Source organism: Limnohabitans sp. (assembly GCF_017848645.1).
Taxonomy (GTDB): Bacteria; Pseudomonadota; Gammaproteobacteria; order Burkholderiales; family Burkholderiaceae_C; genus Limnohabitans_A.
The window spans coordinates 1-23,392 of record NZ_JAFEIF010000011.1 but is presented as its reverse complement, the minus strand read 5'-3'; the positions used below and the strand labels follow the sequence as shown (position 1 = coordinate 23,392).

21 protein-coding genes are annotated in these 23,392 nt (G+C 61.1%); 10 read left to right on the top strand and 11 right to left on the bottom strand.

Annotated elements, in window-relative coordinates:
* Positions 1–129: 129 nt before the first annotated feature.
* From QZ190_RS03255 to QZ190_RS03245, 3 genes are all read left to right on the top strand, one after another.
* Positions 130–777: an ATP-binding cassette domain-containing protein gene (locus QZ190_RS03255; protein WP_291913448.1), complete on the top strand. Its 648-nt coding sequence runs from the start codon at positions 130–132 to the stop codon at positions 775–777.
* Positions 778–1,122: 345 nt separating this feature from the next.
* Positions 1,123–1,503, top strand: a complete 381-nt coding sequence (locus QZ190_RS03250) for a lytic transglycosylase domain-containing protein (RefSeq protein WP_291913446.1) — start codon at positions 1,123–1,125, stop codon at positions 1,501–1,503.
* A 281-nt stretch (positions 1,504–1,784) separates the two neighbouring features.
* Positions 1,785–2,222: an RNA-binding protein gene (locus tag QZ190_RS03245; RefSeq protein ID WP_291913444.1), complete on the top strand. Its 438-nt coding sequence runs from the start codon at positions 1,785–1,787 to the stop codon at positions 2,220–2,222.
* A 245-nt stretch (positions 2,223–2,467) separates the two neighbouring features.
* Here QZ190_RS03245 and aspS read toward each other — a convergent pair whose 3' ends face one another.
* The 10 genes from aspS to QZ190_RS03195 form a co-directional block, all read right to left on the bottom strand.
* Positions 2,468–4,279, bottom strand: a complete 1,812-nt coding sequence (aspS, locus tag QZ190_RS03240; protein ID WP_291913441.1) for an aspartate--tRNA ligase — start codon at positions 4,277–4,279, stop codon at positions 2,468–2,470.
* A gap of 46 nt (positions 4,280–4,325) precedes the next feature.
* Complete coding sequence (locus QZ190_RS03235; RefSeq protein ID WP_291913439.1) at positions 4,326–4,991, bottom strand: DUF502 domain-containing protein; 666 nt, start codon at positions 4,989–4,991, stop codon at positions 4,326–4,328.
* Positions 4,992–5,028: 37 nt separating this feature from the next.
* Complete coding sequence (locus tag QZ190_RS03230) at positions 5,029–5,352, bottom strand: FmdB family zinc ribbon protein (RefSeq protein ID WP_291913437.1); 324 nt, start codon at positions 5,350–5,352, stop codon at positions 5,029–5,031.
* 198 nt (positions 5,353–5,550) lie between these two features.
* Positions 5,551–7,026 (bottom strand): sodium:solute symporter family protein, encoded by a 1,476-nt coding sequence (locus tag QZ190_RS03225; protein ID WP_291913435.1) that lies wholly within the window; start codon positions 7,024–7,026, stop codon positions 5,551–5,553.
* Between the two features lie 24 nt (positions 7,027–7,050).
* Positions 7,051–8,625, bottom strand: a complete 1,575-nt coding sequence (ubiB, locus tag QZ190_RS03220) for a ubiquinone biosynthesis regulatory protein kinase UbiB (RefSeq protein WP_291913625.1) — start codon at positions 8,623–8,625, stop codon at positions 7,051–7,053.
* A complete protein-coding gene (locus QZ190_RS03215; protein WP_291913433.1) occupies positions 8,625–9,137 on the bottom strand; it encodes a hypothetical protein in 513 nt (170 codons plus the stop codon). Before QZ190_RS03215 ends, ubiB begins: the two co-directional genes overlap by 1 nt.
* A gap of 108 nt (positions 9,138–9,245) precedes the next feature.
* Positions 9,246–10,253, bottom strand: coding sequence for a TIM44-like domain-containing protein (locus QZ190_RS03210; RefSeq protein ID WP_291913431.1), 1,008 nt, complete (start codon positions 10,251–10,253; stop codon positions 9,246–9,248).
* Positions 10,254–10,288: 35 nt separating this feature from the next.
* Positions 10,289–11,020, bottom strand: coding sequence for a bifunctional demethylmenaquinone methyltransferase/2-methoxy-6-polyprenyl-1,4-benzoquinol methylase UbiE (ubiE, locus tag QZ190_RS03205; protein ID WP_291913429.1), 732 nt, complete (start codon positions 11,018–11,020; stop codon positions 10,289–10,291).
* Positions 11,021–11,030: 10 nt separating this feature from the next.
* Positions 11,031–11,450, bottom strand: coding sequence for a DUF971 domain-containing protein (locus QZ190_RS03200; RefSeq protein ID WP_291913427.1), 420 nt, complete (start codon positions 11,448–11,450; stop codon positions 11,031–11,033).
* 41 nt (positions 11,451–11,491) lie between these two features.
* The gene (locus tag QZ190_RS03195; RefSeq protein WP_291913425.1) at positions 11,492–15,367 is read right to left on the bottom strand and encodes an FAD/FMN-binding oxidoreductase; all 3,876 of its coding nucleotides are present in this window, start codon (positions 15,365–15,367) and stop codon (positions 11,492–11,494) included.
* A 291-nt stretch (positions 15,368–15,658) separates the two neighbouring features.
* On the opposite strand from QZ190_RS03195, the gene ugpB reads away from it, so the two are divergent.
* The 5 genes from ugpB (at position 15,659) to ugpQ (ending at position 20,694) form a co-directional block, all read left to right on the top strand.
* On the top strand, positions 15,659–16,963 hold the full coding sequence (gene ugpB / locus QZ190_RS03190) for a sn-glycerol-3-phosphate ABC transporter substrate-binding protein UgpB (RefSeq protein WP_291913422.1): 1,305 nt from the start codon (positions 15,659–15,661) through the stop codon (positions 16,961–16,963).
* A 97-nt stretch (positions 16,964–17,060) separates the two neighbouring features.
* Positions 17,061–17,942 carry a sn-glycerol-3-phosphate ABC transporter permease UgpA gene (ugpA, locus tag QZ190_RS03185; RefSeq protein WP_291913420.1) on the top strand — a complete coding sequence of 294 codons (882 nt, stop codon included), beginning with the start codon at positions 17,061–17,063 and terminating at the stop codon, positions 17,940–17,942.
* Positions 17,943–17,951: 9 nt separating this feature from the next.
* Positions 17,952–18,806, top strand: a complete 855-nt coding sequence (gene ugpE, locus QZ190_RS03180) for a sn-glycerol-3-phosphate ABC transporter permease UgpE (protein ID WP_291913417.1) — start codon at positions 17,952–17,954, stop codon at positions 18,804–18,806.
* Positions 18,807–18,916: 110 nt separating this feature from the next.
* A complete protein-coding gene (gene ugpC / locus QZ190_RS03175) occupies positions 18,917–19,930 on the top strand; it encodes a sn-glycerol-3-phosphate ABC transporter ATP-binding protein UgpC (protein ID WP_291913415.1) in 1,014 nt (337 codons plus the stop codon).
* Entirely contained in the window at positions 19,927–20,694 is a 768-nt protein-coding gene (gene ugpQ, locus QZ190_RS03170; RefSeq protein WP_291913413.1) for a glycerophosphodiester phosphodiesterase, read from the top strand. The genes ugpC and ugpQ overlap by 4 nt, the downstream gene beginning before the upstream one ends.
* A 61-nt stretch (positions 20,695–20,755) precedes the next feature.
* Here the strand turns inward: ugpQ and QZ190_RS03165 are convergent, their stop codons facing one another.
* On the bottom strand, positions 20,756–21,031 hold the full coding sequence (locus tag QZ190_RS03165; protein WP_291913411.1) for a hypothetical protein: 276 nt from the start codon (positions 21,029–21,031) through the stop codon (positions 20,756–20,758).
* A gap of 135 nt (positions 21,032–21,166) precedes the next feature.
* Here QZ190_RS03165 and hemA point away from each other — a divergent pair, with 135 nt between their 5' ends.
* On the top strand, positions 21,167–22,438 hold the full coding sequence (gene hemA, locus QZ190_RS03160; protein WP_090141713.1) for a glutamyl-tRNA reductase: 1,272 nt from the start codon (positions 21,167–21,169) through the stop codon (positions 22,436–22,438).
* A 119-nt stretch (positions 22,439–22,557) separates the two neighbouring features.
* Positions 22,558–23,392 (top strand): PCRF domain-containing protein (locus tag QZ190_RS03155; RefSeq protein ID WP_291913407.1); only part of this gene is annotated, 835 nt, incomplete at its 3' end.

The following is a 23,392-nucleotide window of genomic DNA, read 5'->3' as shown; positions in this document are numbered from 1 at the left end:
ATTAAGAATTATATTTTTCCAATTTAAAACACTAAAAATAATTTGTTTCAAAGTGTAAAAGTGTTTGCCAATTGCATCCCACCGGTCGAGCAGACGGGCTCGGCATGGCCTGCTGCTAGCATTCAAGCCATGCTGAAACAGACTTTTGACCTCCTACAAAAGGCCTCCTACACCGTGCTGAGCGTCACTGGCCTGAGCGGTGGCCCGGGCGATCTGCAGCTATTTCGCGATCTTGCTCTGCAACTGCCAGCAGGTGTGTCCGCCTTGCTGGGCGATGAGGGCGTGGGCAAGACCAGTTTGATGCGCTTGCTCAGCGGCGATCTGGTGGCCACGGCTGGGCAGCTGCGCTTGGCCAGTGGGGCTTCCCCTTTGAGCCTGCCGCAGCCGTCGGCGGTTTTCTGGATCGACCTGCGCTTGCCGCTGCACGACAGCGACACACCCGTGCAATGCTGGGCGAAGCTTCGTGCGTCTTTACCCGCCTGGTCGGATGAAACGAAAAACGAGCTGATCGAAGCCTTGCAATTGGCACCTCATCTGGACAAACGGCTGAACATGCTCTCGACCGGGAGCCGCCGCAAGGTGGGCCTGGTGGCGGCACTGGCCAGCGGAGCCACGGTCACTTTGCTCGACCAGCCTTTTGTCTCGCTGGACCAAGCATCCATCCGCAGCCTACAGGCATTTTTGGCGCAACGGGCTCAAAACACCGAGCGCGCCTGGCTGATCGCAGACTACGAAAAGCCCGCCCATCTGCCACTGGTGTCAGTCCTCCAGCTCTGAGATGGGGTGACGGAGGCGCTGCCCCTTGCAGGCTTGTCGGTCAAGAAAACCATCACCGTGCCGATGCTCCAAACAAATATTGTTTGACTCTGCTGGCTGGCGGGGCCCATGGTCTGGCCTTGGGTGCTCAGCTGAATGCGTCATACGCGACCCAGCCACCTGTCTGGATTCATCCCAGCCCATGGGTAGAAATTGGCCAGGCCTGAACGAAACATGAATGTCACCACCTTGATGCGCTTTGACTGTCGGCAGCTCGCAGCCCTTTGCCTGTGTGGGCTGGCATGGGCGCTCGCAGCCGGCCATGCCCGTGCCCAAAATCCTAGCCCAGCCAAGACCGCCCCTGGCTTGGCCGCTGACCCCTGCCTGATGCCGGCCGCGCAGCGCCATGGTGTGAACCCCCACATCCTGCGGGCCATCTTGCAAGTGGAGTCGGGCATGCGCCCCCATGTGGTGAGCCGCAACCGCAATGGCAGCATCGATGTAGGCATGGCGCAAATCAATTCGATCCACTTTCGCGAACTGGCGCAATGGGGCATCACGCCCGAGCGGCTGCTGGACCCCTGCGTGGCCACCCATGTGGCGGCCTGGCACCTCAAACGCGTCATGCTGCGCCACGGCAACACCTGGTTTGGTGTGGCCGCCTACCACTCGGCCACCCCCATTCACAACCAACGCTATCAGGCTCTACTGCGACAAGAGTTGGTGCGCACAGGCGTTTGGCGCTGAAGCTGGGCACCTGGGAGTTTCCAAGCGGGCATGAGCTCTGGGCTGTGGGTCTCGTGTTGGTAAATGGCACAAGAGGGCTCTTTAAAACAAGGTCAATCCAGAAACATTGACGATATTTGGTGCTATTTTGATGCTATGCCCCATAATCTGATGGTGCGCGTCCATAAAACGTCACATTTGAGGTGATCGGTCAGTTTCGCGCGCTACGGCGGCACTTTTCAGGTTTGTTGTGCTTTCGGGACCCCATCGCTTTTGTTTTCATGTGTTTTTCAGGAGTCCCCATGGGCAATAAACTTTACGTCGGCAACCTGCCGTACACCGTTCGCGACGAAGACCTGCAACAGGCATTCGGCGAATTCGGCGCCATCACCAGCGCCAAAGTCATGATGGAACGCGACACCGGTCGCTCCAAAGGTTTCGGTTTTGTGGAAATGGGCAGCGATGCCGAAGCCCAAGCCGCGATCAACGGCATGAATGGCCAATCTTTGGGCGGTCGCAGCATCACCGTGAACGAAGCCCGTCCGATGGAGGCACGTCCTCCCCGTACCGGCGGCTTCGGCGGCGGTGGTGGCGGTTACGGCGGTGGCGGTGATCGCTCCGGCGGTGGCGGCTACGGCGGCGGTGGCGGCCGTTCCGGTGGCGGCGGCTACGGCGGTGGTGGCGATCGCTCCGGCGGTGGCGGCTACGGCGGTGGCGGCGGCGGCCGCGGCGGCTACTAAGCCCTGCAAACCCCGCAAACGGCAGCGATGCCGTTGCAAAATTTCTGGTTCAGCGTCAGGCTGAACACAGACATCAAAGGCTTCAAGACTTCGGTTTTGAGGCCTTTTTTGTGGGTCCTTCACCATCCTCGACAAAAGCTTTGGACTGCCTGTGCACCTCGCTGGCTGATTCGGATGAACTGGGCAACCCCACAAATGCCAACGCCACCCGAAGGTGGCGTTGGCATGGGAGCGGTCAGCGCCGCTTAGGCTTTGACCGCATCCACATTGCGCAGGCGGATGTGCAATTCGCGCAATTGCTTTTCGTCCACCGGGCTGGGGGCTTGGGTCAACAAGCACTGGGCACGTTGGGTCTTGGGGAAGGCGATCACGTCGCGGATCGACTCGGCACCGGTCATGAGCGTGACGATGCGGTCCAAACCAAAGGCCAGGCCGCCGTGCGGTGGTGCGCCGTATTGCAGCGCGTCGAGCAGGAAGCCGAATTTGAGTTGGGCTTCTTCGGGCGTGATCTTCAAAGCGTCAAACACTTTTTGCTGCACGTCGGCGCGGTGGATACGGACCGAGCCACCGCCCATTTCCCAACCGTTCAAAACCATGTCGTAGCCTTTGGAGATGCACTTCTCGGGGGCTGTGACCATCCAGTCTTCGTGGCCGTCTTTGGGCGCGGTGAACGGGTGGTGCACGGCGGTGTAGCGCTGGCTTTCGTCGTCGTACTCGAACATCGGGAAGTCCACCACCCACATCGGGGCCCAGCGGTCTTCAAACAGGCCATTGGCTTTGCCGAAAGCGCTGTGGCCAATTTTGATGCGCAAGGCACCGATGGCGTCGTTGACGATTTTCTCTTTGTCGGCACCGAAGAAGATCAGGTCGCCGTTTTGGGCGCCCGAGCGCTCCAGCACGGCATTCAATGCCGCGTCGTGGATGTTCTTCACGATGGGTGACTGCAAACCTTCGCGGCCCTTGGACAGGTCGTTGACGCGGATGTAGGCCAGGCCCTTGGCACCGTAGATCTTGACGAACTCGGTGTAGGCATCGATCTCGCCGCGGCTGATGCCGCCGCCTTCGACCGAGCCACCCGGCACGCGCAGGGCCACCACGCGGCCGCCCTTCATGTTGGCCGCACCGGAGAACACTTTGAAGTCCACATCGCCCATGACATCGGTCACTTCGGTGAACTGCAGTTTCACGCGCAGGTCGGGCTTGTCGGAGCCGTAGATGTGCATCGCGTCCTGGTAGGTCATGACCGGGAACTCGCCCAGGTCCACGCCAATGGTTTTGAGGAATACGCGTTTGATCATGCCCTGGAACATGTCGCGGATTTCTTCTTCGGTCAGGAAGGAGGTTTCGATATCGATCTGGGTGAATTCGGGCTGGCGGTCCGCGCGCAGGTCTTCGTCGCGGAAGCACTTGGTGATTTGGTAGTACCGGTCAAAGCCGGCCACCATCAGGAGCTGCTTGAAGAGCTGAGGCGACTGGGGCAAGGCAAAGAACTGGCCATCGTGCACGCGGCTGGGCACGAGGTAGTCGCGCGCCCCTTCGGGCGTGCTCTTGGTCAGCATCGGGGTTTCGATGTCCACAAAACCGTTTTCGTCCAGGTACTTGCGCACTTCCATGGCCACCTTGTAGCGCAGCATCAGGTTGTTTTGCATGTAGGGGCGGCGCAGGTCCAGCACACGGTGGGTCAGGCGCGTGGTCTCGGACAAGTTGTCTTCGTCAATCTGGAACGGCGGCGTGACCGATTCGTTCAGCACGATCAACTCGTGGCACAAGACCTCGATCTTGCCGCTTTTGAGGCCGTCATTGCTGGTGCCATCGGGGCGCGCACGCACGATGCCTTTGATCTGCACGCAGTATTCGTTACGGACGTCTTCAGCGACTTTGAACATGTCGGGGCGGTCAGGGTCGCACACCACCTGCACGTAGCCTTCGCGGTCGCGCAGGTCGATGAAGATCACACCGCCGTGGTCACGGCGGCGGTTGACCCAGCCGCACAGGCTCACGGCTTGGCCGATCAGGGCTTCGGTCACCAGACCGCAATAGTGGGAACGCATGGACATGTTGTGGGACTTTCTGGATTCGCAGGAACAGGGTTCGGAAAAGGCATCAGCCCAACTGGGGCTGGGCTGCAATGGGCTTGGGCGCAGGCGTGCCGGGCACGACCACCCCCATGGAGATGATGTACTTGAGCGCGTCATCCACGCTCATGTCGAGCTCCACCACATCGGCTTTGGGCATCATCAGGAAAAAGCCCGAGGTGGGGTTGGGCGTGGTGGGCACGTACACACTGACCATGGGCTGGCCCAGGTGCTGGGCCACTTCACCACCGGGTGTGCCGGTCAAAAACGCAATGGTCCACGAGCCCTGACGCGGGTATTGGACCAACAAGGCTTTGGAAAATGCATGGCCGCTGCCCGAAAACAAGGTGTCTGCCACCTGCTTGACGCTGGTGTAGATGCTGCGCACCACAGGGATGCGGTTCATGAGGCCGTGCCATTTGCGCAGCCACCATTGGCCAAACATGTTGGCCACAAACACCCCCGTGGCAAAAATGAACACGGCCACAATGGCCACGCCCAAGCCAGGCACGCCACGCAGGTATTCGGCGCTGGCGTGCACGCCCGGGATCAAGGTGTCGGCCGCATGCAGCACCGCCAAAAAGATGGCGTCGAGCATGCCCACCAACCACATGATCACCCAGACGGTGATGCCCATGGGCAGCCACACCAGCAAGCCGGTGACGAAATACTGTTTGAAGCTGCGGTGTTTCATGGGGTGGGGCAATCGGTGAAGTCAGCGTTCAGAAAGATCAATGGCAGGCGCACGAAGCGGCGCAGCCAGCGGCGCTGGCCGTTGCGGCAGGCGCTGCACTGTCGCTGGCTGGAGCTGGTGACGGTGCGGCGACAGCATCTGCTGCGGTGCCCGCTGCGGCAGGGACTGCGGCTGCTCCGCCGCCCTTGAAGTCAGTGGCATACCAGCCTGTGCCCTTGAGCTGGAAACCCGGGGCGGTGAGCTGTTTGTTGAATTTGGGGGCGCCGCAAGCGGGGCAATCGGTCAATGGATCGTCGCTCATTTTTTGCAGAACATCCTTGGCATGGCCGCAGGCGTCGCATTTGTAGGCGTAAATGGGCATGTGAAAAGCCTTTGAAGGTGATGCAAGAAAACCTTCAATTATAGGCTTGGCATCGCCCCTCAAGCCCCAAGACCCAAGGCAACACCCCAGCGCTGGCCCGGCCTCACGGCTTGGGTTGTGGCCAAGGGGCCTTGTCGGCCGATGGCCAAAATGTCCGCGCTGGCCACAGTGACCATAAAAGCCACTGTGACCGTGGCTTCAGCGGCTGGAGGTGTCCCGGGCGGCGTGGTCCAAGGCGCTGGCCATGGACTGACCCCGGTTGGTGATCACGCTCGGTGCCAAAGAGCCCAGCAGCATGCCCACGATGGACGCCATCAGGCCGAGCAAGTTGGCTGGCACCAGGGTTTCGGGAGCCAGGAAGTTGAACACCAGCCAGGTGCCCACGCCCAACACCACCGAAAATAAGGCCCCCTGGGTGTTGGCCCGCCGCCAGAAGGCTCCGGCCACCAGCGGCACAAAAGCCCCGGTCAAGGTGACGTTGTAGGCGTTTTGCACCATCTCGTACATGGTGCTGGTGCTGTTGAGGGCAAACAACAGGGCAAACGAGGTGAAAGTGACCAAAATGACGCGCAGCAGCAGCAAGAACTGGCGGTCGCTCATGTGGGGCACAAAAGGCTTGAGCACGTTCTCGGTAAAGGTAGCGGTGGGAGCCAACAAGGCACCGCTGGCGGTCGACAAAATGGCCGACAACAAAGCACCAAAGAACAAAATCTGCGCCCACATGGGCATCTTGCCCAGCACCAGATCGGGCAGGATGCGCTGGATGGTGCGGGCGTCTTCCGACTCGAACAAGGCTTTGAGCTCGGGATGGGCGATCAGGGCCGCATAAGCGATGTACAGCGGAATGAAAGCGATCACAAAGTACATCAAGGCCCCAATGACGGTGCCGCGCACGGCAGTTTTTTCGTCCTTGGCGCTGGTCATGCGCTGAAACACGTCCTGCTGCGGAATGGAGCCAAAGGCAAAGGCGAAGAAAGCACCCGCCATGGCCCACCAGGCGGCGGCATCCATGTCGGCCGGGAACATGTCGAACTTACCGTCGGCCGCCGCTTGCGCCACCACCTTCTCAAAGCCGCCCGCATTGCCGCCCACCAAGGTGGCCACGAGGACCAGGCCCACCACGATCACCACGGTCTGGAACAAATCGGTGAAGGCCACCGACCACATGCCGCCAAACACGGTGTAGACCAGCACCACGGCGGCGCCCATCATGATGGCGTAGTTCAGATCAATCGCCCCGGACGAGAGCACATGAATGACCAAGCCCAGCGCCGTCAATTGCGCCGAGGTCCAGCCCAGGTAAGACAACACAATCGCCACGCTGGTCAGCACCTCCACAGACTTGCCATAGCGCACCTTGTAGAAGTCGCCAATGGTGAGCAGGTTCAGGCGGTAAAACAGCTTAGCAAACAACAAAGCCGCCAGCACCAGGCAAACCGTGGCACCAAAGGGGTCACCGGGGATGCCATTGAGGCCATCCTTGGCAAAGGTGGCCGACACCGACAGGACCGTCTCGGCCCCGAACCATGTGGCAAAGACGGTGGCCACGTTCATGTACAGCGGCAAGCTCCGGCCCGCCACCAGGTAATCCTTGGCCCCATGGACCCGGCGTGCAGCCAACAAACCAATGCTGATGGTCACGGCCAAGTAAGCGATCACAAAAGTCAGCAGCACCTTCGTACCCTCCAAAAATCAGGCTTAGTAAATCAGTTGCAGGTGCATGCCCACCTGCAAAACGAGCAAGGAGACCACAAAGCCCAAGCTGGCGTAAATCAGGGTTTGCAGCAGTCTGTTGGTTCTGCGCTGCTCGGCCAGCAGCTGCTCGGTCTGCCGTGCATCGTTTTGGCGCGGTTGTTTCAGGTACTCGTGCAGCAAGCGTGGCAACTGCGGCAGCAGTTTGGCGTAATGCGGGGCCTGGGCCTTGAGCTCTTCCCAAAGCTTTTTGGGACCGATTTGCTCGAGCATCCAGGTCTCGAGGAAAGGCTTGGCCGTGCTCCACAGGTCCAGCTCCGGGTCCAGGTCGCGGCCCAGGCCTTCGATGTTGAGCAGGGTTTTTTGCAACAGCACCAACTGCGGCTGGATCTCGACCTGAAAGCGGCGCGAGGTCTGGAACAGCCGCATGAGCACCATGCCCAGCGAAATTTCCTTGAGCGGGCGATCAAAGTAAGGCTCGCACACCGCGCGAATGGCCGACTCCAGCTCGTCCACCCGCGTTTCGGGGGGCACCCAACCGGACTCGATGTGCAGTTCGGCCACGCGCTTGTAGTCGCGGCGGAAAAACGCGGTGAAGTTTTGCGCCAGGTACTCCTTGTCGTACTCGGTGAGCGTGCCCACGATGCCGAAGTCCAAGGAGATGTAGCGGCCAAAGGTCTCCGGGGCCAGGCTCACCTGGATGTTGCCCGGGTGCATGTCGGCATGGAAAAAGCCGTCGCGGAACACTTGCGTGAAAAACAGCGTCACGCCATCGCGGGCCAGCTTGGGAATGTCCACACCCGCCTCGCGCAAACGGTCGACCTGGCTGATGGGCACGCCGTGCATGCGCTCCATGACGATGACCTCTGGGTGGCAAAAGTCCCAGATCATTTCAGGGATCAGCACCAGATCGAGGCCTTGCATGTTGCGGCGCAGCTGCGCGGCGTTGGCCGCTTCGCGCACCAGGTCCAGCTCGTCATGCAGGTATTTGTCAAACTCGGCCACCACCTCGCGAGGCTTGAGTCGTTTGCCGTCGGCGCTCAGGCTCTCCACCCAACCGGCCATCATGCGCATGAGGCTCAGGTCTTTGTCGATGACGGGCAGCATGCCGGGTCGCAACACCTTCACGGCCACCTCACGCACGTCACCCGATTTGCCGCGCAAAGTGGCAAAGTGCACCTGCGCAATCGAAGCACTGGCCACAGGCTCGCGCTCAAAAGTTTCAAAGATGTCGTCGACTTTGCGGTTGAAAGCCCGCTCGATCGAGGCCACCGCGATGGCAGAACTGAACGGCGGCACGCGGTCTTGCAGCTTGGCCAGTTCTTCAGCGATGTCGGGGGCCAGCAAGTCGCGCCGGGTGGACAGCACCTGGCCAAACTTCACAAAGATCGGACCCAGACGCTCGAGCGCCTCGCGCAGGCGCACAGCGCGCGGTGAGCGCAAGTCGCGGCCCACCGAAAGTACGCGGGCCAGCAGGCGAATCCAGGGTTTCTGAAAGCTGGAGAGCACCAACTCGTCCAGGCCGTAGCGCAGGACGATGAAGACGATGAAGGCACCGCGCCCGAAACGGCCCCAGCGCATCATGCTGCGCTGCCCGTGCGCAAGCCGGTGCCGGGTCGCTGGGCGACAAAACTGCGCAATGCCGTCATGGCCTGACGGGCAGCTTGTGTCAGAGTATGCGCGGGGGCGTCGCCGATCAGGCGGGCCAGATCCTCTTCGGCATCCCAGCGCACATGGTCGATCAGCCAATTGACTTCAGCGGCCAGCTGCACATCGCCTTCGATGCGGACCTTGGGTTTGTCGCCCCGGGCCAAGGCCGAAGCGATGGAAACGGGCGAGTCCTCGGTCACTGTCAGGCGCAGGTCAAAGCCTTCAAAACGGCCGCGTTCGAGCAGGCCTGCAGGGGTGGGGCTCAATTGAAGTTGAATGCGGTCCCAGACCAGCTCGATGCGCTGGCCTTTTTGGCGGGCCAAACGGGCCATGGCCTCGGGCTCGCTCATCAGCACATGGTTGAGGAACAAAACCAGGCGGTTGATGCCCTCGTCCACCACCCAGTCCGGGGGCTGGAAGTTGGTCGCGAGACGGTTGACCATGTCGGGGAGCGCCTGAGCGGCCCATGAAAAAGGGGACTGTGTTGCCATAGTCCCCGATTATTCCCGAAAGTGCCAGCCCCAAAGCTTCAGGGCTTTATGGCGCGGTCTTTATTGCAGCGCTTGCACGCCAGCCACCAGCCAGCCGCCGCCTTGCTTGGATTTGGTCATGTTCCAGACTTCACGGAATGGGCTGGGGCCGGAAGCCGCGTCTTCGCGAATCATGCCGTTGAACTCGACGCTGGCCAAGTAGGTATCGGCCTGCTCTTCGATGCCCAGCAGCTGGGCGTCGAGCATGACCACTTCGGTCTTATTGGGCTGACCGGGGAACTGCGCTTCGCGCTCGGACAGCTGGTTGCGGATTTCCACCACCATGGCGTCCGTCATCATGGAACGCAGGGCGCTGATGTCCGAACGGTCCCAGGCGTCTTGCAAAGTAACAAAGTTGCGCTTGGCAGCCGTGACAAAGTTGTCGACGTCGAAACCGGCGGGGATGCCCCAGGTTTGCGAGCCGCTCAGGCCTGAGCCGATGCCCGAGCCGATCATGGAGCCGGTGGACTGCGACGCAGCCGAGCTGTCGAAGCGGGTGTTTTGACCTTCCCATGGGCGGGCCGATGCGTCGTTGCCCACGTTTTGGGGGCTGTACTGTTTGTAGGTGGCGGGGTTATCAGCCGATGCGCCTGCACCTTGGTAAGCCAGGCCACCATTACCACCTGTTTGTGCAGCACCTCCTCGGCGGGCCCGCATGATCATGCCAATCACGGCGATGACGGCCACACCGATCAACAAAGCCATCAGGATGTTGCCAAAGGCTTCACCCAAGCCCAGAGAGCTGGCCAACCAGGCCAGACCCAAACCAGCGGCCAAGCCACCCAACATCGCACCCCAAGGCTTCTTGGGGGCAGCGGCTGCAGGTGCCGCACCGGGCTTGGCTGCGTTGGTGGGCGCGGCATTTTGTGCAGGTGCGGCCGGGGTTTGCGGCGCGGCGTCACGCTTGGTCACCTGGTTCGACTGCTGGCCAACAGACTTGCCGCCACCCATGCGGCGTGCTGCCTCAGCATTGAGGCTGCCCAAGGCCATCACGCCTGCGAGCATCAGTGTCATCAACTTGTTGTTCATGGTGTCTCCAACTCAGGAAATTCAGATTTCGGGCGTCAACATTTGATGCCCATGTGCAAGGCTACCACCCCAGCCGACAAATTGTGAAAATCCACATGGCCAAATCCGGCATTTTTCATAAGGGTTTTCAGGTCTTCTTGCCCGGGGTGCATGCGGATGGATTCGGCCAGGTAACGGTAGCTGTCGGCGTCGCCCGCCACCAACTTACCCAATTGGGGAAGGATCTTGAAGCTGTACCAGTCGTAGGCTTTTTCCAGGGGTTTGGCCACCTTCGAAAACTCCAAAACCAGCAATTTCCCGCCCGGTTTGAGCACCCGGCACATTTCCTTCAAGGCCACATCCTTGTGCGTCATGTTGCGCAGACCAAAGGCCACGCTGACCACGTTGAAATGGTTGTCTGGAAAAGGCAGCTTTTCAGCATCACACACCAAGGTGGGCAAGGCCAAGCCATGGTCGACCAGACGGTCACGCCCAGTGGACAGCATGGCTTCGTTGATGTCGGTGTGCACCACACGGCCCGTGGCCCCCACTTTTTTGGCAAAGGCCATGGACAAGTCGCCCGTGCCGCCTGCGATGTCCAGCACCTGATCACCCTCTTTGAGGTTGGCCACCTGCACGGTGTAGGCCTTCCACACGCGGTGCAAGCCCATGGACATCAGGTCGTTCATCACGTCGTATTTGGACGCGACCGAGTCGAACACACCACGCACATGCTTGGCTTTTTCTGTTTCATCGACGGTTTTGAAACCAAAGTGGGTGCTGCTCATGCCCGCCCCCTCAATGCTTGTGACCGCAGCTGCCGCCCGCCGAGGCTTCGACCATGGGCGCGTCGCGGCTCAAGCCCGCCGCTTGCAGGCGGTCTTCATACTGCTTCCACAAAGCGACTTCTTGGTCGCCCAAAAAATACAGGTATTCCCAAGTGAACAGGCCCGATTCGTGCCCGTCGGTGAAGGTGGGTTTCACGGCGTAATTGCCAACAGGCTCGATTTCGGCAATGCCGACCTCGCGCTTGCCGGTTTGCAGCACTTCCTGGCCAGGGCCGTGGCCTTGCACCTCGGCCGAGGGCGAGTACACGCGCATCAGCTCGAAGGGGATGCGGAACTGCGCACCGTCAGAAAACCCGATCTCCAGCACCCGGGTCTGACCGTGCAGGGTCAACGACTCGGGGTGGGGCATGTCTTTTTTCAATCCGGCCATCTTTTGCTTTCGAAATCTTGCTGTCGGGTTGCGTGTTGGGGTTACACCAGAACGCGCTCAATGCCGCCCGCATTGGCAGCGCTCACGTACTCGGGCATCCACTCTTCGCCCAGGATGTGCTTGGCCATCTCGACCACGATGTAGTCGGCTTCGAGCAGGCCGTTTTGCAGGTCGTCCTGGTAACGGTTCAAACCCATCAAACAGCTCGGGCAAGACGTGAGAATTTTGACGTTCTCCTCCGCTGTGACTGCCCCCGATTGGCGCAAAGCGACCTCGCCTTTGCGAATTTCTTCTTCTTTTCGGAATCGAATCTGCGTCGAAATATCAGGGCGCGATGTGGCCAAGCCCCCACTTTCACCGCAGCAGCGCGTACTTTCCAAAACACCATCACCCAACAATGCTGTGACGGTTTTCATGGGTGCTTGCAGCTTCATCGGACTGTGGCAAGGGTCGTGGTACAGGTAGGCGCCGCCCGCGTCCAACTTCATGCCTTTTTCGAGCAAGAACTCGTGGATGTCGATGATGCGGCAGCCGGGGAAGATCTTGTCGAACTCGTAGCCCTGCAACTGGTCGTAGCAAGTGCCGCAGCTCACCACCACAGTCTTGATGTCCAGGTAATTGAGCGTGTTGGCCACGCGGTGGAACAGCACCCGGTTGTCGGTGATGATCTTCTCGGCCTTGTCGAACTGACCCGAGCCCTTTTGCGGATAACCGCAACACAGGTAGCCCGGTGGCAACACGGTCTGCACGCCCACATGCCAGAGCATGGCCTGGGTGGCCAGGCCCACCTGGCTGAACAAGCGCTCCGAACCACAGCCGGGGAAATAAAACACCGCTTCGGTCTCAGCACTCGTGGTTTTAGGGTTACGAATGATCGGGACGTAATCTTTGTCTTCAATGTCCAACAAAGCTCGGGCACCCTTTTTGGGCAGGCCTCCGGGCATTTTTTTGTTGATGAAATGAATCACCTGTTCTTTGATCGGTGGTTGACCCACTGACGCTGGAGGAGCCTTGGTTTGTTGACGTGCAAACACATTCAACACACGGTTACCCAAACGCTGGGCCTTGAAACTGATTTTGGTCAAAGCTTGACCCAACGCAATGGCATTCGGACTGGCCGTACCAATGAACCAAGACTGAAACTCAGCCGCTGGGCGGAAGCTCTTTTGACCCATCTTGCGCAGCAAGTTGCGCATGTTCATGGACACATCGCCAAAGTCGATGTTCACCGGGCAAGGCGTCAGGCACTTGTGGCACACGGTGCAGTGGTCGGCCACGTCCTCAAACTCTTGCCAGTGCTTGATGGAGATGCCCCGGCGGGTTTGTTCTTCGTAGAGGAAGGCCTCAACCAGCAAAGAGGTCGCCAAAATCTTGTTGCGCGGGCTGTAGAGCAAATTGGCACGCGGCACATGCGTGGCGCACACGGGCTTGCACTTGCCGCAGCGCAGGCAGTCTTTCACGCTGGCGGCGATCTCGCCAATGTCCGACTGCTGCATGATCAGCGACTCGTGGCCCATCAGGCCAAAGCTGGGGGTGTAAGCATGGGTCAGGTCAGCGGCGTGCACATCGTCGCCCAGCCCCGTCAGGGCCGCGCCGCGCAGCAGCTTGCCTTTATTGAAGCGCCCTTCCGGGTCCACTTTGGCTTTGTAGGCGGTGAAATTGGCCAACTCGGCGTCGGTCAAGAACTCCAGCTTGGTGATGCCAATGCCGTGCTCGCCCGAGATCACACCGTCCAGGCTGCGGGCCAGCACCATGATGCGGGCCACCGCCTCGTGCGCGGTTTGCAGCATCTCATAGTTGTCGCTGTTGACCGGGATGTTGGTGTGCACATTGCCGTCACCGGCGTGCATGTGCAGCGCCACCCACACGCGGCCTTTGAGCACGCGCTGGTGAATGGCCGTGACCTCGGTCAGGATCGGTAAAAAGGCCGAGCCAGAGAAGATGTTCTGGAAAGCCGGGCGAATTTGTGTCTTCCAGCTGGCGCGCAGGCTGTGCTCTTGCAGCTGAGGGAACAGCGTGTCGACATCGGTCAACCAGCCTTGCCACTGCGCACGCACCTCCCGCACCACCGCCAGGGCTTGCGCCACGCGGTCTTCCAGCAACTCGGCAGAAGGGATGTCGTTGGCATCGTCTTGCTTGCCCAGCGGCAGGTTGCCACGCTCCAGGAAGGCTTCGATTTCGCGGCACAGTTTGAGCTTGTTGCGCAGGCTCAGCTCGATGTTGATGCGCTCGATGCCATCGGTGTACTCGGCCATGCGCGGCAGCGGAATCACCACGTCTTCGTTGACCTTGAAGGCGTTGGTGTGGCGCGAAATGGCAGCGGTTTTTTTGCGGTCCAACCAGAACTTTTTGCGCGCCTCGGGGCTGATGGCGATGAAGCCTTCGCCGCTGCGCGAGTTGGCAATGCGCACGATCTCGCTGGTCGCCTTGGCCACGTCGTCGGCGTTGTCACCGGCAATGTCACCGATCAAGACCATCTTGGGGAAGCCGCCGCGCTTGGACTTGGTGGAATAACCCACGGCCCGCAAATAACGGTCGTCCAAGTGCTCCAGGCCCGCCATCACGGTGCCGGTGCGCTTTTGCTCGGCAAACATGAAGTCTTTGATCTCGACGATGCTGGGCACGGCCTCGCGGGCGTGGCCAAAGAATTCCATGCACACGGTGCGGGTGTGGGTGGGCATGCGGTGGACGACCCAGCGGGCGCTGGTGATCAGGCCGTCGCAGCCTTCTTTTTGCACACCGGGCAAGCCGCTCAAGAACTTGTCGGTCACGTCCTTGCCCAAACCTTCCTTGCGGAAAGTCTTGCCCGGGATCACCAGGGTTTCGGTGCGGATCGGGGTTTTGCCGTCGGCCTTGAAGTAACGCAACTCAAAGGTGGCGACCTCGGCGTCGTGGATCTTGCCCATGTTGTGGTCCATGCGCACCACGTCCAACCATTCGGCGTCAGGGGTGACCATGCGCCAGCTGGCCAGGTTGTCGAGCGCCGTGCCCCACAAAACCGCCTTTTTGCCACCCGCGTTCATGGCGATGTTGCCGCCAATGCAGCTGGCTTCGGCCGATGTCGGGTCCACCGCGAACACAAAGCCCCCACGCTCGGCCGCATCGGCCACGCGCTGGGTCACCACACCGGCTTCGGAGTAAATGGTAGGAATTTTGTGCGCAATACCGGGCAGGTCGACCATCTCGACCTCGGTCATGGCTTCTAGCTTTTCGGTGTTGATGACCGCGCTCTTCCAGGTCAAGGGAATAGCGCCGCCCGTGTAACCCGTGCCGCCGCCGCGTGGAACGATGGTCAGGCCCAAGTCGATACAACCTTTGACCAAACCGGCCATCTCGACTTCGGAATCAGGCGTCAGCACCACAAAGGGGTATTCCACGCGCCAGTCGGTAGCGTCGGTCACATGGCTCACACGCGAGAGGCCATCGAACTTGATGTTGTCCTTGGCCGTGAGGCGGCCCAGCGTCTTTTGCACCTGGCTGCGCAGTTTGGCCATGCGGGTGAAGCGCTCGCTGAACTGCGTCACGGCCTGAGCAGCCATGGCCAGCAATTGACCGACCAAGGCGTCGCGGGCGGCGTCCACGCCCGGGGTGCGGCGCTTTTGCACCTCGCCCAGGCGGTGCTGCAAGGCCTCGACCAGCAATTTACGGCGGCCCGGGTTGTCCAGCAGGTCGTCCTGCAAATAGGGGTTGCGCTCGACCACCCAGATGTCGCCCAACACTTCGTACAGCATGCGGGCAGAGCGGCCCGTGCGGCGTTCTCCGCGCAGTTCATTGAGCAGATCCCAGGCCGACTCGCCCAGCAAGCGCAGCACGATTTCGCGGTCTGAAAAGCTGGTGTAGTTGTAAGGAATCTCGCGCAGGCGCGGCGCATCGGCGTCGGCTTGCATCAAAAGTTGGAGCGTGGTGGGAGCATTCATGGGGGGTGCGCGGTCAAATGCGTGGGTAAAAACGCGTTCAGCCAGACCTGGACGGAGGCGTCTAACCGGCTGAGGCGAGATGTTACCGCAGTGCAGCAAACACGCGCCGGGGGTGGGGGCACCTGTCACCCAGGGGTCTGGACTCATGGAAAGTCCGGGTTGTCATGGATCTTTCACATGGTTTTAATCAGCACGACATGTGAATCGACCCCAATACAAGGCGACGGCCTTCAAGCTTGGGCACCTCCAAGCGGTCTATTCATTTTTGTTTTACCCCTTTCAGGAGCCTGCATGAAACTCAAACTCTCCCTCACCGCCCTCGCCTTGGGTCTGGCCAGCGTGTCAGCCCAGGCTCAAACCGAAGTCCAGTGGTGGCACTCCATGGGCGGCGCCCTGGGTGAATGGGTCAACGACCTGGCCAAGGATTTCAACGCCAGCCAAAAAGACTACAAAATCGTGCCCACCTTCAAAGGCAGCTACGACGAGTCCATGACCGCCGCCATCGCCGCCTTCCGTGCCGGCAATGCCCCGCACATCCTGCAGGTGTTCGAAGTGGGCACCGCCACCATGATGGCCAGCAAAGGTGCCATCGTGCCCGTCGGCGAGGTCATGAAAAAAGCCGGTGTCACTTTTGACGCCAACGCCTACGTGCCCGCCGTGGCCGGTTATTACACCGCCCCCAACGGCCAGATGCTGAGCTTCCCCTTCAACAGCTCGACCACGGTCTTCCATTACAACAAGGACGCCTTCAAGGCCGCTGGCCTGGACCCCGAAAAGCCACCAAAGACCTGGCCCGAAGTGGCGCTGGCCGCAGGCAAGCTCAAGGCCTCCGGCCACAAATGCCCCTTCACCACCAGCTGGGTGAGCTGGACCCAGCTCGAAAGCTTCTCGGCTTGGCACAACACCGAATTCGCCACCAAGGGCAATGGCATGCGCGGCATTGACGCCCGCCTGAACTTCAACAGCCCCTTGCATGTGCGCCACATCGAGAACCTGGCCAACATGGCCAAAACCGGTCTGTTCGTCTACAAAGGCCGGGGCAATGCGGCCGATGCGGTCTTCGTCTCGGGTGAATGCGCCATGACCACCGGCTCGTCTGCGCTGTACGGCAACATCAAGCGCAACGCCAAGTTCGCTTCCGGCATCTCCACCCTGCCTTATTACCCCGATGTGGCGGGCGCTCCCCAGAACACCGTCATTGGTGGTGCCAGCCTGTGGGTCATGTCAGGCAAGAAGGACAATGAATACAAGGGCGTGGCCCAGTTCTTTGCCCACCTGTCCAAGGCCGAAGAAGCGGCCAAGAGCCACCAGCGCACCGGCTACCTGCCGCTGACCAAGGCGTCTTATGAGATGACCGAGAAATCTGGCTTCTACAAGCAAAACCCTGGCACCGACGTGTCGGTGGAGCAGATGATCCGCAAGACCACCGAGAAGTCACGCGGCATCCGCTTGGGCAATTTTGTGCAGATCCGCACCATCAACGACGAGGAACTCGAACAGGTCTGGGCCGGCAAAAAAGCCCCCAAAGAAGCCCTGGATGCCGCCGTTAAGCGTGGCAACGAGCAGCTCGAGCGCTTCCAAAAAGCCAACAAGTGAGCCCGCGCCCCGGGCGCCTGCCCGGGTTTTGTCTTGAAAGCAGGGGCCACGCGCCCCTGCTTTTTGAGCTTTTGTGGCTCGCCTAAACTCTGCCCCTATGGAAAAACGCGTTCGATTTCAGTCCCGCTGGTTGCCTTGGCTTTTGGTGGCGCCCCAAATGGCCATCGTGCTGGTGTTCTTTTTCTGGCCCGCCGGGCAGGCGCTTTACCAAAGCGTGCTGTCACAAGATGCTTTTGGCACCAGCACCGAATTTGTCGGACTGGAGAACTTTGAGCGCCTGTTTGCCGACAGCACTTACCTCGAATCCTTCAAGACCACGGCGGTTTTTTCTCTGCTGGTGGCTTTTTCCGGCCTGAGCATTTCGCTGCTGCTGGCCGTGATGGCCGACCGGGTGCTCAAGGGCGCTGCCATCTACAAAACCCTGCTGATCTGGCCTTACGCTGTGGCCCCAGTGGTGGCGGGCGTGCTGTGGCTGTTCATGTTCGCCTCACCCATGGGCGTGATCGCTTTTTACCTGCGCTCGGTGGGCATCGAGTGGAACCACCTACTGGACTCCGGCCACGCCATGACCCTGATCGTGGTGGCCGCTGTGTGGAAGCAAATCTCCTACAACTTCCTGTTTTTCCTGGCGGGGCTGCAGTCCATCCCCAAATCCCTGCTGGAGGCAGCCGCCATCGACGGAGCCAGCCCTTGGCACCGCTTCTGGACCATCGTGTTCCCGCTCTTGTCGCCCACCACGTTTTTCCTCTTGGTCATCAACGTGGTGTATGCCTTTTTTGACACCTTCGGCATTGTCGACGCCACCACCCAAGGCGGCCCCGGCAAAGACACGGCCATTTTGGTCTACAAGGTTTATTACGACGGCTTCAAGGCGCTGGACATGGGCGGCTCGGCCGCGCAGTCGGTCATCTTGATGCTGATCGTGGTGGCGCTGACGGTGGTGCAGTTCCGTTTTGTCGAGAAAAAAGTCCAGTACTGAGCCCGCCCCATGATTGAAAAACGCCCCGGCCTCACGGTCCTGTCCCACCTGGTGCTGATCCTGGGGGTGGTGATCGTGGCCTTCCCGCTGTACCTGACCTTTGTGGCCTCAACCCAAAGCGCCGCCGAGATCGCCCAATCGGTGCCCATGTCCATGTGGCCCGGCAGCCACGCCCTGGAGACCTACAAAACCGCCCTGTTTGGCGGCGAAACCAGTGCAGGCAGCCGCATCCCGGCGGCCGCCCCCATGATGTGGGTCAGCTTGGTCAGTGCGCTGGTCATCGCCCTGGGCAAGATCGCCATCTCATTGCTCTCGGCTTTTGCCATCGTGTATTTCCGCTTTCCGCTGCGCAACCTGGTGTTCTGGATGATTTTTGTCACCCTGATGCTGCCGGTCGAAGTGCGCATCGGCCCGACCTACGAGGTGGTCTCCAACTTGGGCATGCTCAACAGCTATGCGGGCCTGACCGTGCCGCTGATCGCCTCGGCCACGGCCACGTTTTTGTTCCGGCAGTTTTTCCTGACGGTGCCTGACGAGCTGGTGGAAGCCGCCCGCATGGACGGCGCAGGGCCCATGCGCTTTTTCATCGACATCCTGTTGCCGCTGACACGCACCTCGATCGCGGCGTTGTTCGTGATCCAGTTCATCTACGGCTGGAACCAATACCTGTGGCCGCTCTTGGTGACCACCAACGAAGACATGTACCCGGTGGTCATGGGCATCAAACGCCTGATCGCTGGCGAGGCCTACACCGAATGGAACGTGGTCATGGCCACCGCGATTTTGGCCATGCTCCCCCCGGCGCTGGTCGTCATCCTGATGCAAAAATGGTTCGTCAAGGGCCTGGTTGATACGGAGAAGTAATAACCCCGGGGACAGACCAATGCGAAGCGTTGCTCTGTCCTCGTCGAATTAACAAGCCGGGGACAGACCCATGCGAAGCGGCGCTCTGTCCTCGTCTGATCAAAAAACATATGGCTGCCATCACCCTCTCTCACATCCTCAAAACCTATGGCCAAGGGGCCAAGGCCAACACCGTCATCCACGACCTGAGCGCTCAGATCGCACACGGCGAGTTCGTGGTCATCGTCGGGCCTTCGGGCTGCGGCAAATCCACCTTGCTGCGCATGGTGGCGGGCCTTGAAGACATCTCGGGCGGCACGATTTCGATCGGCGAGCGCGTGGTCAACGACCTGGAACCTGCCGAGCGCGACATCGCCATGGTGTTTCAGAACTACGCGCTGTACCCGCACATGAGCGTGTTCGACAACATGGCCTATGGCCTGAAAATCGCCAAAGTGCCAGTGGACGAGATCAAGGCACGGGTGGACAAAGCCGCTGGCATTCTGGAACTCTCTCACCTCCTGCAGCGCAAGCCGCGCGAGCTCTCAGGCGGCCAGCGCCAGCGCGTGGCCATGGGCCGCGCCATCGTGCGCCAGCCCCAAGTCTTTTTGTTTGACGAGCCGCTGTCCAATCTGGACGCCAAACTGCGTGCCCAGACCCGGCTGGAAATTCAAAAGCTGCACCGCGAACTCGGCATCACCAGCCTGTTTGTCACGCACGACCAGGTCGAAGCCATGACCCTGGCCCAGCGCATGATCGTGATGAACGGCGGCCACATGGAGCAGTTCGGCACGCCCGAAGAGGTCTACAACCGCCCGGCCAGCACCTTTGTGGCCAGCTTCATTGGCTCGCCCCCGATGAACTTGCTCCAACAAGCCCCAGACACCCCCGCAGGCCGCATCCTGGGCATTCGCCCTGAGCACATGGACATCACGCCCACGGGTTGGCCTTTGCAGGTGGAAACCGTGGAGCTGCTTGGCGCTGAGCGGCTGGTGCACGCCCGTTTGGGCACAGAAAACCTCACGCTGCGCCTGGACGCCTCCCTGCCCACCCCTTCAGCTGGCGAGTCCTTTTGCATCACCCCCCGCGCGGACAAACTGCACTGGTTTGACGCCAAAACCGGTCAACGCATCGCCACGGCATGAAACCCGATACATTGGCCACCACCGCCCACCTCCCCGCCTGGCCCTACCCGCTTTGGATTGCGCACCGGGGTGCAGGCAAGCTCGCACCGGAAAACACCCTGGCCGCCTTCCGCTTAGGTGCCGCGCACGGTTACCGCATGTTCGAGTGCGACGCCAAGCTCAGCGCCGACGGCGTGGTGTTCTTGATGCACGACGCCACGCTGGAGCGCACCACCAATTGCCACGGCATCGGCGGTGACCTGCCCTGGCATGCCCTGTCGCAACTGGACGCGGGCAGCTGGCATTCGCGCACTTTTGCAGGTGAAGCCCTGCCTACGCTCGAAGCGCTGGCGCGGTTTTGCTTGGCCAACCGTTACCTCCTCAACATCGAGATCAAGCCCACGCCAGGCACCGAAGCCGCCACAGGTGAGGCAGTGGCCCGCTTGGCCGCTCGACTGTGGGAGGGTGCTGCCGTGCCGCCGCTCCTGACCTCGTTCAAACCCGAGGCCCTGGCCGCCGCCCAGCAAACCGCTCCTGAATTACCCCGTGGCCTGCTGGTCGACACGCTTTGGACCGGCTGGTTTGAGAAAGCCCAAGAACTCGGCTGCGTGGCCGTGGTGGCCAACTACGCGCTGTGGAACGCGGCCACCGTGGCCCAAGTCCATGGCGCAGGCATGCGGTGCCTGAGCTACACCGTCAACGACGACTGGGCCGCACAGCACCTGCTGGCCCTGGGCACCGACGGCATCATCACCGACCGGGTGGACCTGTTCAGCCCGGTTTGAAACCAAGGGCCATCTGAAACCAAGGGGTATGAGCCCACGCAGGGCGGTGTTCAGGGCGGTCTTACTTGGTGGCCCAGCCGCGCTGCATCAACCACTCGGCCGTCGCGGCCACCAGCACCAGGGTGATGTAAGTGCTCATCTTGCCGTCCTGACCGTGCAGCAAGAGCCCACCCACCAGCACCGCCAGCCCGCACAGGGCCTGCACCCCCATGCGGCGGCGCAGGCTGGCCCGGCCTGGCCCGATGACCCAGCGCCCGGCCCAAGGCATGAACAGCGCCATGGCCAAAGCGGGCAGGGCAAAATTGAACAGGTGCAAAACCAATTGCCAAAACGTCATGAAGTCTCGCTCCGAGTGGTCCGAGTTGGCCACAAGTGCCCCCGGAGCCTGAAATTGTGCATGCAAAACCACGTCTACTTTTCTTGTAGTCATTGTGTCAAGCAAAGTTGACAGGGCGTGCCTATAATGGCCCTCATGGCTGTATGGACCCTGGGTTTGAACCACACCACTGCACCGCTGGATCTGCGCGGTCGGTTTGCGTTCGCCGTGGACAAACTGGTCCCCACCCTGCAAGGCCTGCGCCGTGACCTGTCCCAACGCATTTCGCAAGAGCCCGAAGCGGCTATTTTGTCGACCTGCAACCGCACCGAAATTTATTGCGCCGCCGACCAGGCCGCCACCAACGACACCCTGCGTTGGCTGGCCCAAACCGGTGGCGTGAGCGCGTCCGAGCTGCACGCCCACACCTATTTGCTCGAAGGCAACGAAGCCGCCCGCCATGCGTTCCGTGTGGCCAGCGGGCTGGACTCCATGGTCTTGGGCGAGGCCCAAATCCTGGGTCAGCTCAAAGATGCCGTGCGCGCCGCCGAACAAGCGGGTGCCCTGGGCAGCACCCTGAACCAACTTTTCCAGCGCAGCTTTGCCGTGGCCAAGGAAGTGCGCAGCTCCACCGAAATCGGGGCCCACTCCATCAGCATGGCCGCCGCCTCGGTGCGCCTGGCCAGCCAGCTGTTCGAAAACCTGCAAGACATCCGCATCCTGTTTGTCGGTGCGGGCGAAATGAACGAGTTGGTGGCCACCCACTTTGCAGCCAAGCAGCCCAAAGGCATGGTGATCGCCAACCGCAGCTTGGACCGCGCCGAATTGCTGGCCCACCGCTTTGGGGCCGATGTCATGCCCCTGGCCGACCTGCCCGAGCGCCTGCACGAATTTGATGCCGTCATCAGCTGCACCGCCAGCACCCTGCCCCTGATTGGCCTGGGCGCGGTCGAGCGGGCCCTGAAAAAACGCAAACATCGCCCCATGTTCATGGTCGATCTGGCCGTGCCGCGTGACATCGAACCCGAAGTCAAGTCGCTCGAAGACGTCTACCTCTACACCGTGGACGACTTGGCGAGCGTGGTGCAAACCGGCCAGGCCCACCGCCAAGCGGCCGTGGCCGAAGCCGAGGTCATCATCGATGCCGGCGTGCAAAGCTTCATGCACTGGATGGGCCAACGCGGCACCGTGCCCCTGATCCAGCAACTGCAAAACCAGGCCGACGCCTGGCGCGAAGCCGAGCTGGCCCGCGCCCGCAAGCTGCTGGCCCGGGGCGATGACCCGATCGCCGTGATGGAAGCCCTGTCCAAGGGCCTGACCCAGAAGATGCTGCACGGCGCCTTGGCCGAGCTGCGCGGGGCTGAGCCAGAGCACCGCGAGCAGACCATGCAGACGGTGCAGCGCGTTTTCCTGCGCAAAGAGCGTTAGCGGCTGACTTGGCAGGTCGGGGCTTGCGCGCCGACACTTTCTCTGTCCCTGCTGCCTGCAGCGTCTGCACCGACTCAGGGCCAGCGCCGCGATCCAAGCTCCCAACCGTTCCCGCCCGCATGAAACCTTTCCTCATCCAACAACTCGAACGCTACGCCCTGCGCCTGACCGAGCTGGACTTTTTGCTGTCCCGCGAAGACATCATGGCCGACATGACGCAGTTCCTGAAGCTCTCGCGCGAACATGCCGAAGTCAGCGCCGTGGCCTCGCGCTTTGCCCGCTTTCAGCAGCGCAGCGCCGACCTGGCCGCCGCGCAAGCCATGCTGGACGAGGAAGACATGCGCGAGATGGCCGAAGAAGAAGCGGCCAGCGCCAGCGCCGAGCTGCAAAGCCTGGAAACCGAGTTGCAGCGCATGCTGTTGCCCAAAGACCCCGACGACGCCCGCCCGGCCTTTCTCGAAATCCGCGCCGGCACCGGGGGCGATGAGTCGGCCCTGTTTGCAGGGGACCTGCTGCGCATGTACACGCGCTATGCCGAAAGCCAGGGATGGCGGTGCGAGATCGTCTCGGAATCGGTGAGCGAGCTGGGTGGCTTCAAAGAAGTCGTGGTGCGCATCGAGGGCGACCAGGTGTATGGCGCGCTCAAGTTCGAATCCGGTGGCCACCGCGTGCAACGCGTGCCCGCCACCGAAACCCAAGGCCGTATCCACACCAGCGCCTGCACCGTGGCGGTGCTGGCCGAGCCGGACGAGGCCGAGGCCATCAAGATCAACCCGTCGGACCTGCGCATCGACACGTTCCGCGCCAGCGGTGCGGGCGGGCAGCACATCAACAAAACCGATTCAGCGGTGCGCATCACCCACTTGCCCACCGGCATCGTGGCCGAATGCCAGGACGGCCGCAGCCAGCACAGCAACAAGGCGCAAGCGCTGAAGGGGCTGACGGCCCGCATCC